The sequence below is a fragment of the Pseudomonas sp. GM30 genome, from assembly GCF_000282275.2.
In the GTDB taxonomy this organism is placed as follows: Bacteria; Pseudomonadota; Gammaproteobacteria; order Pseudomonadales; family Pseudomonadaceae; genus Aquipseudomonas.
The window spans coordinates 63,839-76,979 of the sequence record NZ_AKJP02000028.1 but is presented as its reverse complement, the minus strand read 5'-3'; the positions used below and the strand labels follow the sequence as shown (position 1 = coordinate 76,979).

13 protein-coding genes are annotated in these 13,141 nt (G+C 60.0%); 12 read left to right on the top strand and 1 reads right to left on the bottom strand.

What is annotated here, in order from left to right; translation table 11 throughout:
• Positions 1-41 precede the first annotated feature (41 nt).
• The 6 genes from ffh to PMI25_RS20090 all read left to right on the top strand — a co-directional run bounded on the left by ffh (position 42) and on the right by PMI25_RS20090 (position 4,181).
• Complete coding sequence (gene ffh / locus PMI25_RS20115) at positions 42-1,418, top strand: signal recognition particle protein (protein ID WP_007967791.1); 1,377 nt, start codon at positions 42-44, stop codon at positions 1,416-1,418.
• Positions 1,419-1,679: 261 nt separating this feature from the next.
• Positions 1,680-1,931 carry a 30S ribosomal protein S16 gene (gene rpsP / locus PMI25_RS20110; RefSeq protein ID WP_003185073.1) on the top strand — a complete coding sequence of 84 codons (252 nt, stop codon included), beginning with the start codon at positions 1,680-1,682 and terminating at the stop codon, positions 1,929-1,931.
• 5 nt (positions 1,932-1,936) lie between these two features.
• The gene (rimM, locus tag PMI25_RS20105; protein WP_007967789.1) at positions 1,937-2,473 is read left to right on the top strand and encodes a ribosome maturation factor RimM; all 537 of its coding nucleotides are present in this window, start codon (positions 1,937-1,939) and stop codon (positions 2,471-2,473) included.
• Between the two features lie 3 nt (positions 2,474-2,476).
• Positions 2,477-3,229: a tRNA (guanosine(37)-N1)-methyltransferase TrmD gene (trmD, locus tag PMI25_RS20100; protein ID WP_003221981.1), complete on the top strand. Its 753-nt coding sequence runs from the start codon at positions 2,477-2,479 to the stop codon at positions 3,227-3,229.
• A gap of 45 nt (positions 3,230-3,274) precedes the next feature.
• A complete protein-coding gene (rplS, locus tag PMI25_RS20095; RefSeq protein ID WP_003175895.1) occupies positions 3,275-3,625 on the top strand; it encodes a 50S ribosomal protein L19 in 351 nt (116 codons plus the stop codon).
• A gap of 142 nt (positions 3,626-3,767) precedes the next feature.
• On the top strand, positions 3,768-4,181 hold the full coding sequence (locus PMI25_RS20090; protein ID WP_007908981.1) for an acyl-CoA thioesterase: 414 nt from the start codon (positions 3,768-3,770) through the stop codon (positions 4,179-4,181).
• A gap of 100 nt (positions 4,182-4,281) precedes the next feature.
• On the opposite strand, the gene PMI25_RS20085 is transcribed toward PMI25_RS20090, so the two are convergent.
• Positions 4,282-6,090, bottom strand: coding sequence for a cation:proton antiporter (locus tag PMI25_RS20085; RefSeq protein WP_007967786.1), 1,809 nt, complete (start codon positions 6,088-6,090; stop codon positions 4,282-4,284).
• A gap of 108 nt (positions 6,091-6,198) precedes the next feature.
• Between PMI25_RS20085 and xerD the strand changes: the two genes are divergently transcribed.
• The 6 genes from xerD to PMI25_RS20055 all read left to right on the top strand — a co-directional run bounded on the left by xerD (position 6,199) and on the right by PMI25_RS20055 (position 13,047).
• A complete protein-coding gene (gene xerD / locus PMI25_RS20080; protein ID WP_007967784.1) occupies positions 6,199-7,095 on the top strand; it encodes a site-specific tyrosine recombinase XerD in 897 nt (298 codons plus the stop codon).
• Between the two features lie 300 nt (positions 7,096-7,395).
• Entirely contained in the window at positions 7,396-8,127 is a 732-nt protein-coding gene (gene dsbC / locus PMI25_RS20075) for a bifunctional protein-disulfide isomerase/oxidoreductase DsbC (protein ID WP_007967782.1), read from the top strand.
• A gap of 131 nt (positions 8,128-8,258) precedes the next feature.
• The gene (locus tag PMI25_RS20070; RefSeq protein ID WP_007967780.1) at positions 8,259-9,563 is read left to right on the top strand and encodes a homoserine dehydrogenase; all 1,305 of its coding nucleotides are present in this window, start codon (positions 8,259-8,261) and stop codon (positions 9,561-9,563) included.
• A 66-nt stretch (positions 9,564-9,629) separates the two neighbouring features.
• Complete coding sequence (thrC, locus tag PMI25_RS20065) at positions 9,630-11,039, top strand: threonine synthase (protein WP_007967779.1); 1,410 nt, start codon at positions 9,630-9,632, stop codon at positions 11,037-11,039.
• 119 nt (positions 11,040-11,158) lie between these two features.
• Positions 11,159-12,511, top strand: coding sequence for a transporter substrate-binding domain-containing protein (locus tag PMI25_RS20060; protein ID WP_007967776.1), 1,353 nt, complete (start codon positions 11,159-11,161; stop codon positions 12,509-12,511).
• A gap of 128 nt (positions 12,512-12,639) precedes the next feature.
• On the top strand, positions 12,640-13,047 hold the full coding sequence (locus PMI25_RS20055; RefSeq protein ID WP_007967774.1) for a response regulator: 408 nt from the start codon (positions 12,640-12,642) through the stop codon (positions 13,045-13,047).
• Positions 13,048-13,141: the final 94 nt, after the last annotated feature.

Genomic DNA, 13,141 nt, shown 5'->3' with positions numbered 1-13,141 from the left:
GCCATTATCCCGGTCTACACAGGGCCTGAAAGGATCGCGCAATGTTTGAAAACTTAACCGACCGTCTCTCGCAGACGCTGCGCCATGTCACCGGCAAGGCGAAGCTGACTGAAGACAATATCAAAGACACCCTGCGCGAAGTGCGCATGGCGTTGCTCGAAGCCGACGTCGCCCTGCCGGTGGTCAAGGACTTCGTCAATTCGGTCAAGGAGCGCGCTGTCGGCACCGAGGTGTCGCGCAGCCTGACGCCGGGCCAGGCATTCGTGAAGATCGTCCAGGCCGAACTCGAAAGCCTGATGGGCGCGGCCAACGAAGACCTGAACCTGAGCGCCGTGCCGCCCGCCGTGATTCTGATGGCCGGTCTGCAGGGTGCCGGTAAAACCACCACCGCCGGCAAACTCGCGCGCTTCCTTAAAGAGCGCAAGAAGAAGTCGGTGATGGTGGTGTCGGCGGACATCTACCGTCCGGCTGCGATCAAACAGCTGGAAACCCTGGCCAACGACATCGGCGTGACGTTCTTTCCGTCCGATCTGAGCCAGAAGCCGGTCGACATCGCCAATGCGGCTATTAAAGAAGCAAAACTGAAATTCATCGACGTGGTCATCGTCGACACCGCCGGTCGTCTGCACATCGACGAAGAGATGATGGGCGAGATCAAGGCGCTGCACGCCGCGATCAACCCGGTGGAAACCCTGTTCGTGGTTGACGCCATGACCGGCCAGGACGCCGCCAACACGGCCAAGGCCTTCGGTGATGCGCTGCCGCTGACCGGTGTGATCCTGACCAAGGTCGACGGCGATGCCCGTGGCGGTGCCGCACTGTCGGTCCGCGCGATCACCGGCAAGCCGATCAAGTTCATCGGTATGGGCGAGAAGAGCGAAGCGCTCGATCCGTTCCACCCTGAGCGTATCGCTTCGCGGATCCTCGGCATGGGCGACGTGCTCAGCCTGATCGAACAGGCCGAAGCGACCCTCGACAAGGACAAGGCCGACAAACTGGCCAAGAAGCTGAAGAAGGGCAAGGGCTTCGACCTCGAAGACTTCCGCGATCAGCTGCAACAAATGAAGAACATGGGCGGCCTCGGCGGCCTCATGGACAAACTGCCGAGCATCGGCGGCGTCAACCTGTCGCAGATGGGCAATGCCCAGAACGCCGCAGAGAAGCAGTTCAAGCAGATGGAAGCCATCATCAACTCCATGACCCCGGCCGAGCGCCGCGACCCTGAACTGATCAGCGGTTCGCGCAAACGCCGGATCGCCATGGGTTCCGGCACTCAGGTGCAGGACATCGGTCGCTTGATCAAGCAGCACAAGCAGATGCAGAAGATGATGAAGAAATTCACCGCCAAAGGCGGAATGGCGAAAATGATGCGCGGCATGGGCGGTATGTTGCCCGGCGGCGGCATGCCGAAGATGTGATTCAGGACACCATGACTTCGCCGGTCGTCGCACCGGCGCAGACCCTGCAAAGACGCAGGATCAACAGCAAACCCGCACTCGGCGGGAGCTGACTGGCCGTTTTCATCGACGGCTCTATATGCAAATCCGCACGGCATGCCATAGGCGCCGGAAAAAGTCATTTGCAAAAGTCCGGATATTCCTTAGAATATGCGGCCTTTCGGGCACCCATGCCCGCTGTGCATTTAGATTTGCAGCACCGACTACAGGAACGATGTTCACATGCTAACAATCCGTCTTGCCCTTGGCGGCTCCAAAAAGCGCCCGTTTTACCACCTGACCGTAACCGACTCGCGTAACCCGCGTGACGGCTCCCACAAAGAACAGGTTGGCTTCTTCAACCCTGTTGCCCGTGGTCAGGAAATCCGTCTGTCCGTGAACCAAGAGCGCGTAGCCTACTGGCTGAGCGTTGGTGCACAGCCTTCTGAGCGTGTTGCTCAGTTGCTGAAGGAATCTGCCAAGGCTGCAGCCTGAGCAGTATGAGCGCGACGCCAGAAAAAGCTGATGACCTGATCGTTGTCGGCAAGATTTTTTCGGTTCACGGCGTTCGCGGCGAGGTGAAGGTCTTTTCCTTTACCGATCCGATTGAAAACCTGTTGAACTACCGCAACTGGACGCTTCGGCGCGAAGGCGTGGTGAAACAGGTCGAGCTGGTCAGCGGCCGATCCACTCAAAAGGATCTGGTTGCCAAGCTCAAAGGCCTCGACGATCGCGATGAAGCCCGTCTTCTGAGCGGTTACGAGATTTGCATCTCGCGAAGCCTTTTGCCCAACCTGACAGGCGACGAGTACTACTGGTACCAGTTGCAGGGTCTGAGCGTCATCAACCAGGACGAGCAATTGTTCGGCAAGGTTGATCACCTGTTGGAGACCGGCGCGAACGATGTATTGGTGGTCAAGCCCTGCGCGGGCAGCCTGGATGATCGCGAGCGGTTGTTGCCCTATACAGAGCAATGCGTGCTGGCAATCGACCTGGAAGCAGGCGTGATGCGGGTGGAATGGGACGCGGACTTCTAAGCAATGGCCAGCCTGCGCGTAGACGTCATAACGTTGTTCCCCGAGATGTTCTCGGCCATCAGTGAGTACGGCATTACCAGTCGTGCGGTCAAACAGGGGCTGTTGCAGCTGACCTGTTGGAATCCGCGGGATTACACGACGGATCGGCATCACACTGTGGACGATCGCCCGTTTGGCGGTGGTCCGGGCATGGTGATGAAGATCAAGCCCCTGGAAGATGCTCTGGTTCAGGCCAAGGCAGCAGCCGGGGAGGCGGCGAAGGTGATTTACCTGTCCCCCCAAGGCCGTCAACTGACTCAGTCGGCGGTACGCGAGTTGGCAAAATCAGATGCATTGATCCTGATTGCCGGCCGCTATGAAGGCATTGACGAGCGCTTTATTGAGGCTCATGTCGATGAAGAGTGGTCGATTGGTGACTATGTACTGTCTGGCGGCGAGCTGCCGGCCATGGTCATGATCGATGCGGTTACACGACTGCTGCCCGGAGCTTTAGGGCATGCGGATTCCGCTGAGGAAGATTCCTTTACGGATGGTCTGCTGGATTGCCCGCACTACACCCGACCTGAGGTGTATGCGGATCAGCGTGTTCCCGACGTGTTGCTAAGTGGCAATCACGCGCATATCCGGCGTTGGCGTTTACAGCAGTCCCTTGGTCGGACCTATGAACGACGCGCCGATCTTCTGGAAAGCCGCTCGCTTTCTGGAGAAGAGAAGAAGCTGCTCGAGGAATACATCCGCGAGCGGGACGATAGTTAACAACGTATCGATGGTAGATCAGTTGATTTACCTTAGGAGCACAGCATGACCAACAAAATCATCCTTGCACTCGAAGCAGAGCAGATGACCAAAGAAATCCCTACCTTTGCCCCGGGCGACACCATTGTCGTTCAGGTGAAAGTGAAGGAAGGCGATCGTTCCCGTCTGCAAGCGTTCGAAGGCGTTGTAATCGCCAAGCGCAACCGCGGCGTGAACAGTGCGTTCACCGTTCGTAAAATCTCCAACGGTGTTGGCGTAGAGCGTACTTTCCAGACCTACTCCCCGCAGATCGACAGCATGGCTGTTAAACGTCGCGGTGACGTACGTAAAGCCAAGCTGTACTACCTGCGCGACCTGTCGGGTAAAGCAGCTCGCATCAAGGAAAAACTGGCTTAAGTCCAGCTTCCGATGCAGAAAAAAGCAGCCTACGGGCTGCTTTTTTGTTGCCTGTAATTTAACCCCCCTGTAGGAGCTGCCGAAGGCTGCGATCTTTTGATCTTGCTTGTGTTTCGGGAGCCAGAAATCAGAGCCATTCTTCATGACCACCCGCGACCAGGAAATCCAGCGCCGCACCGAACTCTCGGTAACCCGCGTAACCAAAGCCGTCTTCCCGCCGACCACCAACCACCACAACACCCTGTTCGGCGGCACCGCCCTGGCATGGATGGACGAAGTGTCGTTCATCACCGCCACGCGCTTCTGCCGTTTGCCGCTGGTGACTGTTTCAACCGACCGCATCGACTTCAATCATGCGATCCCGGCCGGTTCCATCGTCGAGCTGGTCGGCAAAGTGATCAAGGTCGGCAACACCAGCCTCAAGGTCGAGGTGGAAGTGTTTGTCGAGAGCATGAGTTGTGATGGCCGCGAGAAGGCGATTCATGGGCAGTTCAGCTTTGTCGCTATTGATGATGACAAGCGGCCGGTACCGGTGTTGCCTGGGTTTGCAGCCTGATCCGAAACCGAGTCGCGGCCTTCGCGAGCAAGCTCGCTCCCACAGGTTTTGTGTTCACCCCGGACACTGTGGGAGCGAGCTTGCTCGCGAATGCGTCAGCTCAGGCGCCGCTGCTCTCAGGCTGAATCAACGCCAGCAACGTCCACCCGGATCCCGGTTTCAAAGCAGTCTCCGGCGTCACCACATGCACCCAGCCACTGTCATCGCGCATGAACAGCAAGGTCGCCCGATTACCATGCAATGCCTGGTAATCCTCCCAACCGAACCCATCGGTCAACGTCGTGCTGTAGAGCTCGGCACCGTTGCTGATCAGACTGGCCAGCTTGGCGTAGGTCAGGGCCTCGCTCCCCAGCTGATTGCCGCGATGCTCAAGACTCGCCCGGTGCTTGTCACTGCGACGGCTTTCCTGACCGCTGGCCAGACCAAACAGCCGTTGATGACCGAAGTCATGACGAAAACGCATGGCCGCCAAAGTGTTCAGCTCGCCTGAAGGCGACAGCGCCAGCAAGTGCCCCAAACCCACTAGATCCAGATGCGCATCGGCATGCTGCGAAGCCGGATTGCCAAAATACGTCGGCAAACCTTCCATGCGCGCCGCACGAATGTTTTCCCAACTCGAATCGGTCAACAGCACTCGACTGCCCAGTTGCTGCAACGACTTGCCCAGCAGGCGCGCCGGACCGTTGGCGCCGACGATCAGGAAGCCGCTAGGCGCCGGTTCAGCGACGTTCAGCAAGCGTGCCAGTGGTCGAGCGGTTGCACTTTGCAGCACCACGGTGCCGATGATTACCGCGAAGGTCAGCGGCACCAGCAGCAGCGCACCTTCGTGCCCGGCCTGATCCAGACGAATCGCGAAAATCGCCGACACTGCCGCCGCCACGATCCCGCGCGGGGCGATCCAGCACAGCAGGGCGCGTTCACGCCAGCTCAGGCTGGAGCCGGCCGTGCTCAACAGCACGTTCAACGGGCGTGCAATCAACTGAATCACCAGCAACAGAATCAGCACCAACGGCCCGAGGCCGATCAAGGCATGCAGATCCAGGCGCGCCGCGAGCAGAATGAACAGTCCGGAAATCAGCAGCACGCTGAGGTTTTCCTTGAAGTGCAGGATGTGCCGCACATCCACGCCCTTCATGTTCGCCAGCCACATGCCCATCAGCGTCACCGCCAGCAGGCCGGACTCGTGCATCACTTGGTTGGACGCAATGAAAATCCCCAGCACCGCCGCCAGCGAGGCAAGGTTGTGCAGGTATTCCGGCAGCCACTGGCGACGGATGACGGTGCCCAGCACCCAGCCGCCGACCATCCCGAATACGCTGCCGCAGACAATCACGCCGCCGAAGGTCAGCAGGCTCTGTTCGAGGCCGTTGCCCTCGGCGCGGGCGATGATGAAGCTGTAGACCACCACCGCGAGCAGGGCGCCGATCGGGTCGATGACGATGCCTTCCCAGCGCAGGATGTTGGCGATCGAGGCTTTCGGTCGCACCACCCGCAGCATCGGCACGATCACCGTCGGCCCGGTCACCAGCGTCAGGCTGCCGAACAGGATCGCCAGCAGCCAGTCGAAGCCGAGCAAGAAGTGGGTCGCGACAGCGATTACCACCCAGGTGACGAGCGCACCGAGGGTCACCAGCCGATGCACGACGCTGCCGATCTCGCGCCATTCCGACAGGTGCAGGGTCAGACTGCCTTCAAACAGGATCAGCGCTACCGCCAGCGACACCAGCGGCATCAGCAGCGGGCCGAACATTTCCTGCGGGTCGAGCCAGCCCAGCACCGGCCCGGCGAGAATCCCGGTCAGCAACAGAAACAGAATCGCCGGCAGCTTCAGGCGCCACGCCAGCCACTGGCAACCCAGCGCAGCGACGCCGATCCCGCCAAATGCCAAGAGAATTTGCTGCTCGTTCATTGAAGCTCCCTGTTCCTTGAAATAGCGGGCTATGAAAGACTAGCGGCCATTCCTACAGTTCACTCTACATTTGCGCACAGCCCCGGAGGTTGTGTGTCTTGAGCGCCCATGCCTGCCATCGACCACCCACTGATTGACCAATTCCTCGACGCCCTGTGGCTGGAAAAAGGCCTGTCCGACAACACCCGCGGCGCCTACCGCAGCGATCTGGCGCTGTTCAACGGCTGGCTGCAGGAGAAAAATCTCGAGCTGATCAATGCCGGTCGCGAGTTGATCCTCGATCACCTGTCCTGGCGCCTGGAGCAGAACTACAAACCGCGCTCCACCGCCAGATTTCTTTCCGGTGTGCGTGGTTTTTATCGCTATCTGCTGCGGGAAAAGCTGATTACGGTCGATCCGACCTTGCGTGTTGACATGCCGCAACTCGGTCGGCCGTTGCCCAAATCGTTGTCGGAAGCCGACGTCGAGGCGCTGCTCAAGGCACCGGATCTGAGCGAAGCCATCGGCCAGCGTGACCGCGCCATGCTGGAAGTGCTGTACGCCTGCGGCCTGCGGGTGACCGAACTGGTGAGCCTGACCCTGGAGCAGGTCAACCTGCGTCAGGGCGTGCTGCGGGTGATGGGCAAGGGCAGCAAGGAGCGCTTGGTGCCGATGGGCGAAGAGGCGATTGTCTGGGTCGAGCGCTACATGCGCGATGGCCGCAGCGAGCTGCTCGGCGGACGCCCCAGCGATGTGCTGTTCCCCAGCCAGCGCGGCGAGCAGATGACCCGCCAGACCTTCTGGCACCGGATCAAGCATTGGGCCAAGGTCGCCGGGATCGGCAAATCGCTGTCGCCGCACACCTTGCGTCACGCCTTCGCCACGCACCTGCTCAACCACGGCGCCGATCTGCGGGTAGTGCAGATGCTGCTGGGGCACAGTGATTTGTCGACCACGCAGATTTACACCCATGTGGCCCGCGCCCGCCTGCAGGACCTGCACGCCAAACACCACCCAAGAGGCTGATGCAAAGTCAGCTTTTTGTGGCGAGGGAGCTTGCTCCCGCTGGGGTGCGAAGCGCCCCCAAAATCTGTCAGTCGCATCGGTTGTGCAATATCTACGACTGCTGCGCAGCCGAGCGGGAGCAAGCTCCCTCGCCACAGGGAAATTCGAGTCATCCCCTGCAGTGAGTGTCTGGCGACAGGCGCATTCGGCCATGCGGGCCTTATGTGTTAGGCTTTGCCGGTTTGCACGATGGACGGTTATGACCCGGTGTTCCGGCACGGGCGTTCTGACCGTTTCATTTGTCCGCCTTCAGGAGTTCTCATGCGTCTGACCCAGATTTTCGCCGCCGCAGCCATTGCGTTGGTCAGCACCTTTGCCGTCGCCGATGACGCGGCCGACAAAGCCATTCGTCAAAGCCTGGAAAAACTCGAACTCGAGGTTCCGGTAGAAAGCATCAGTGCCAGCCCGTTGCCGGGCATGTATGAAGTCAAGCTCAAGGGCAGCCGTGTGCTGTACGCCAGCGCCGACGGCCAGTACATCGTTCAGGGCTACCTGTTTCAGCTCAAGGACGGCAAACCGGTCAACCTGACCGAGAAGACCGAACGCCTGGGCATCTCCAAACTGATCAATGCCATTCCGGTGGCCGAAACCGTGGTTTACCCTGCCGTGGGCGAGACCAAATCGCACATCACCGTGTTCACCGACACCACCTGCCCGTACTGCCACAAGCTGCACGCCGAAGTGCCTGAGCTGAACAAGCGCGGCATCGAAGTGCGTTACGTGGCGTTCCCGCGTCAGGGCCTCGGCTCGCCGGGTGACGAACAACTGCAGGCCGTGTGGTGCTCGACCGACAAGAAAGCCGCCATGGACAAAATGGTCGATGGCAAGGAAATCAAGGCCGCCAAGTGCGCCAACCCGGTTTCCAAACAGTTCGCTTTGGGTCAGTCGATCGGCGTAAACGGCACACCGGCCATCGTTTTGGCCGACGGACAAGTCATTCCGGGCTACCAGCCGGCGCCACAAGTCGCCAAACTGGCGCTGGGCGCCAAGTAATTCGCATCGTCACGGTACGCCGTTGACGATCATGGTCCGGCGGTAACTTCGCCGGGCCATTAATAGAGAGCCGCGAACACGCGGTTGTTTTCCGGCCGACCTTGCGTCGGCCGTTTCATGGGGAGTTCACAGTGAATCCGGTCAAAGTAGGCATCTGTGGGTTAGGGACCGTCGGTGGCGGTACCTTCAACGTACTTCAGCGCAACGCCGAGGAAATTGCTCGTCGTGCCGGGCGTGGGATTGAAGTGGCACAAATTGCCACGCGCACGCCAAAGCCTCAGTTCCAGACGACCGGTATTGCGATTACCAACGATGTCTTCGAAGTGGCCACGAACCCTGAGATCGACATCGTCATAGAGCTGATGGGCGGCTACACCGTTGCCCGCGAGCTGGTACTCAAGGCCATCGAGAATGGCAAGCATGTGGTCACCGCGAACAAGGCACTGATCGCCGTTCACGGTAATGAGATTTTCGCCAAGGCACGCGAGAAAGGCGTGATCGTGGCGTTCGAAGCGGCTGTGGCCGGTGGCATTCCGGTGATCAAGGCGATCCGTGAAGGCCTGTCCGCCAACCGCATCAACTGGGTCGCCGGGATCATCAACGGCACCGGCAACTTCATCCTCACCGAAATGCGCGAGAAGGGTCGCACCTTCGAAGACGTGCTGGCCGAAGCGCAAGCGCTGGGCTACGCCGAAGCCGATCCGACCTTCGACGTCGAAGGCATCGACGCGGCGCACAAGCTGACGATTCTGGCGTCGATCGCGTTCGGCATTCCGCTGCAATTCGACAAGGCCTACACCGAAGGCATCACCAAGCTGACCACCGCTGACGTGAACTACGCCGAAGCGCTGGGCTACCGCATCAAGCACCTCGGTGTGGCGCGCAGCACCGCTGCCGGTATCGAGCTGCGCGTACACCCGACGCTGATCCCGGCCGATCGTCTGATCGCCAACGTCAATGGCGTGATGAACGCGGTGATGGTCAACGGTGACGCTGCTGGTTCGACCCTGTTCTACGGCGCCGGCGCCGGCATGGAGCCGACCGCTTCGTCGGTGATCGCTGATCTGGTGGACGTGGTTCGCGCCATGACGTCCGATCCGGAAAACCGCGTGCCGCACCTGGCCTTCCAGCCGGACTCGCTGTCGGCGCATCCGATCCTGCCGATCGAAGCCTGCGAAAGCGCCTACTACCTGCGCATCCAGGCCAAGGACCATCCGGGCGTTCTGGCTCAGGTGGCGAGCATCCTATCGGAGCGCGGCATCAACATCGAGTCGATCATGCAGAAGGAAGTCGAGGAACACGACGGTCTGGTACCGATGATCCTGCTGACTCACCGCGTGGTCGAGCAGCGTATCAACGATGCGATCGCCGCCCTCGAAGCCCTGGCCGGCGTGAATGGTCCGGTTGTACGGATCCGCGTCGAGCACCTGAACTAAGTCGTTGGCCTGCAATGGCCCCGTGAAAGGGGCCACTGTTGTGCACACTCTCCATTGGAGTCAGTCATGCGTTACATCAGTACCCGCGGCCAGGCACCGGCCCTGAATTTCGAAGACGTCCTGCTGGCCGGTCTGGCCACTGACGGCGGTCTGTACGTCCCGGAAAACCTGCCACGTTTTACCCAGGAAGAAATCGCTTCCTGGGCCGGCCTGCCGTATCACGAGCTGGCCTTCCGCGTGATGCGCCCGTTTGTCACTGGCAGCATCCCGGACGCCGATTTCAAGAAGATTCTCGAAGAAACCTATGGTGTGTTCTCGCACAGCGCCGTTGCGCCGCTGCGTCAGCTCAACGGCAACGAATGGGTATTGGAGCTGTTCCACGGCCCGACCCTGGCGTTCAAGGACTTCGCCCTGCAACTGCTCGGTCGTCTGCTCGACTACGTGCTGGAAAAGCGCGGCGAGCGCGTGGTCATCGTCGGCGCCACCTCGGGTGACACCGGTTCAGCCGCCATCGAAGGCTGCAAGCACTGCGAAAACGTCGACATCTTCATCCTGCACCCGCACAAACGTGTGTCCGAAGTGCAGCGTCGGCAGATGACGACGATTGTCGGCGAGAACATCCACAACATCGCCATCGAAGGCAACTTCGATGACTGCCAGGAAATGGTCAAGAACAGCTTCGCTGACCAGAGCTTCCTCAAAGGCACGCGTCTGGTGGCGGTGAACTCGATCAACTGGGCGCGGATCATGGCCCAGATTGTCTACTACTTCCACGCAGCCCTGCAGCTGGGCGGCCCGGCGCGTTCGGTGGCGTTCTCGGTACCGACCGGCAACTTCGGCGACATCTTCGCCGGTTACCTGGCGCGCAACATGGGCCTGCCGATCAACCAATTGATCGTCGCGACCAACCGCAACGACATCCTGCACCGCTTCATGAGCGGCAACCAGTACGTCAAGGAAACCCTGCACGCCACGCTGTCGCCGTCGATGGACATCATGGTCTCGTCGAACTTCGAACGCCTGCTGTTCGACCTGCACGGTCGCAACGGTGCGGCGATCGCCGGTTTGATGGATTCGTTCAAGCAGGGCGGTGGTTTCAGCGTCGAGCAAGAGCGCTGGACCGAAGCGCGCAAACTGTTCGACTCGCTGGCCGTGAACGATGCACAAACCTGCGAAACCATCGCCGACGTCTACGCGCAGTGCGGCGAAGTGCTGGACCCGCACACCGCCATTGGCGTGCGTGCTGCCCGCGAATGCCGTCGCAGCCTGGACATCCCGATGGTGATCCTGGGCACTGCCCATCCAGTGAAATTCCCGGATGCAGTGGAGAAAGCGGGTGTAGGAAAAGCTCTCGAACTGCCTGCACATCTTTCTGATTTGTTTGAGCGAAACGAGCGCTGCACCGTTTTGCCGAACGAACTGAAAGCCGTACAGGCCTTTGTCAGCCAGCATGGCAACCGTGGCAAGCCGCTGTAAGCCGAAAAAGCTGTCACATTTTGAAGCCCGTCTCCTGACGGGCTTTTTTGTTTGTGCTGCCACACTGCTCGGGTTTTCGCCCATGAAGGACGGGTGAGTCGATCTCGAAGGAAGTGGCAATGCTGTTTGAAAGAGGATGGAAACACACCCTGAAGCGGGTTTTTCTGCTGTACCTGTTGGTTGGCTGGCGCGTGGGCGTTGCGGCGCATCTGGCGCATGATGAAGAGCAGTTGAACATCGGCACCGTTGTGCTGAATGAAGCCGAGCGGCAATGGGTTCGCGATAACCCGACGGTGATCGTGGCGGCGGAGCAGTACCCGTTGTACCTGTTTCTGGATGAGCATGGTCATTGGAGCGGCTTGAACAACGATGTGCTCAAACGCATCAGTGCCATGACCGGGTTGCAATTCGTTTACCGCGAGTCGTTTTCCACCGCGCAAATGCTCGAGCGCCTGGAGACCGGTGCCGCCGATATGAGCACGACCCTGGCGATGAATGATGAGCGCCGATTGAGTCTGGATTTCAGTCATGCCTTTGGCGGTGCCGGCTGGGTTTTTGTCGGCCGCGCCGGCGAGCCGGGGGTGCAATCGCTGGAGCAGTTGGCCAAACGGGTACTGGTATTGCCGGGTCGGCATGCCCTGGAGGGGGTGATCCGACGCGATTATCCGTCCATCGAATTACGTTCGGTGAAAACCTATGCCGAGGCGCGGGCGCTGGTCGAAAGCGGTGAGGCCTATGCCACCATCGAAAATGAAATCGGTGCGCAGCTCTATCCCTCAGGCCTGCTCCAGGTCGGCGAACTGCTGGAAGGCAAATGGGAAGCCGATCTTTTGGCGGTGCGCAGAGGCCAGCCGCAATTACTGAGCATTCTGAACAAGGCGCTCGAAGCGTTCCCGGCCTCCGAACTGCGAGCCATTCGCCTGAAATGGCTGGGCGGCATCGGGCCGAAACCGGCCGCCGCCGGTTGGCAGCACTGGCTCCGCTCAAGCTGCTGGGGGGTGGTGTTGGTGGGCGGCTTTTGTGTGATGTCGCTGTTATGGAATCGGCGCATGGCGGCCGTGATCAAACAGCATCGGGACGTGCAAGGCGAACTCGGCGATCAGTTGGTCTTCCAGCGCGCATTGATTGATGCCATGCCTGATCCGGTATTTGTCCGTGACCTGGAAGGGCGCCTGATCCTGTGCAACAAAAGTTACGAAGAGGCATTGTCGCTTCGCTTTGAGCAGGTGCAGGGATGCCGCTTGATCGACGTCGATGCGCTACCGCGAGCCACCGCCGACATGCTGCATGCTGAGTTCATGATTCAGTTGAGAACACGCAGGACCCGCTTCAGCCGACGCCGTTTGCAATTCAGCGATGGCAATCGGGAAATCTACCAGTGGACCGTCCCGTTCTACAGCGCCAATGGGGAATTGCGCGGTCTGCTCGGGGGCTGGACGGATATCACCCAGCGTGATGCGGCGGCGGGATAGTGTCCGCATCGATATAGGGAAATTTCCTATGTCACGCGCCTCTTTTTCCGATGGGGGACTGAAGGAGGCTGCCCTAAAGTGGGCAGCAACTGCGGACGCGTCCGCGATTGCCGTTTCCGAGGTCGCCCATGCGCTCGCTCAAAGTCCTGATTCTCGAACCTGATCCTTATCGAATGATGGCGTTGCACCAGATGCTCAACGCGGTCGGTATTTATGACGTACTCACGGCACCATCGCTGGCCTCGGCACGCAGCTCGCTGGAGCGGCGCACCCGGGTCGACATCGCGATCTGCGATCCGCAGCTGAAAGGCGGGGAAGGCCTGGCGCTGATCCGCCATCTGGCGTCCGAACGACAGGCCAGCGCGCTCATTCTGCTGGGGCGAGTAGCACCGGGTCTGCTGAGCGATCTCGAAAGCCTGCTGCACGAGCAGGAGTTGACGCTGCTGGGGCGCCTGCAGACGCCGGTCTCGGCAGTGCTGATGCGCGGGCTGCTGGACACTTACCTGCAAGCGGCAGCCCATACGGCGGGGGCTTGAGCCGATGGTTATGTTTCTGTCATCTTCACCGTGCATGCTCTGACAGACCGCTCACTGCTCCGGGAGCAGCGCGGTATTCAGAACTTTCTTCTCG

What these genes read in the sequence shown, in the direction of transcription:
- trmD (WP_003221981.1), top strand. Translation starts at nt 2,477, where the DNA reads ATGGCCAGCCTGCGCGTAGACGTCATAACGTTGTTCCCCGAGATGTTC.
- thrC (WP_007967779.1), top strand. Translation starts at nt 9,630, where the DNA reads ATGCGTTACATCAGTACCCGCGGCCAGGCACCGGCCCTGAATTTCGAA.
- PMI25_RS20090 (WP_007908981.1), top strand. Translation starts at nt 3,768, where the DNA reads ATGACCACCCGCGACCAGGAAATCCAGCGCCGCACCGAACTCTCGGTA.
- ffh (WP_007967791.1), top strand. Translation starts at nt 42, where the DNA reads ATGTTTGAAAACTTAACCGACCGTCTCTCGCAGACGCTGCGCCATGTC.
- PMI25_RS20060 (WP_007967776.1), top strand. Translation starts at nt 11,159, where the DNA reads ATGCTGTTTGAAAGAGGATGGAAACACACCCTGAAGCGGGTTTTTCTG.
- rplS (WP_003175895.1), top strand. Translation starts at nt 3,275, where the DNA reads ATGACCAACAAAATCATCCTTGCACTCGAAGCAGAGCAGATGACCAAA.
- PMI25_RS20055 (WP_007967774.1), top strand. Translation starts at nt 12,640, where the DNA reads ATGCGCTCGCTCAAAGTCCTGATTCTCGAACCTGATCCTTATCGAATG.
- rimM (WP_007967789.1), top strand. Translation starts at nt 1,937, where the DNA reads ATGAGCGCGACGCCAGAAAAAGCTGATGACCTGATCGTTGTCGGCAAG.
- PMI25_RS20085 (WP_007967786.1), bottom strand. Translation starts at nt 6,090, where the DNA reads ATGAACGAGCAGCAAATTCTCTTGGCATTTGGCGGGATCGGCGTCGCT.
- rpsP (WP_003185073.1), top strand. Translation starts at nt 1,680, where the DNA reads ATGCTAACAATCCGTCTTGCCCTTGGCGGCTCCAAAAAGCGCCCGTTT.
- dsbC (WP_007967782.1), top strand. Translation starts at nt 7,396, where the DNA reads ATGCGTCTGACCCAGATTTTCGCCGCCGCAGCCATTGCGTTGGTCAGC.
- xerD (WP_007967784.1), top strand. Translation starts at nt 6,199, where the DNA reads ATGCCTGCCATCGACCACCCACTGATTGACCAATTCCTCGACGCCCTG.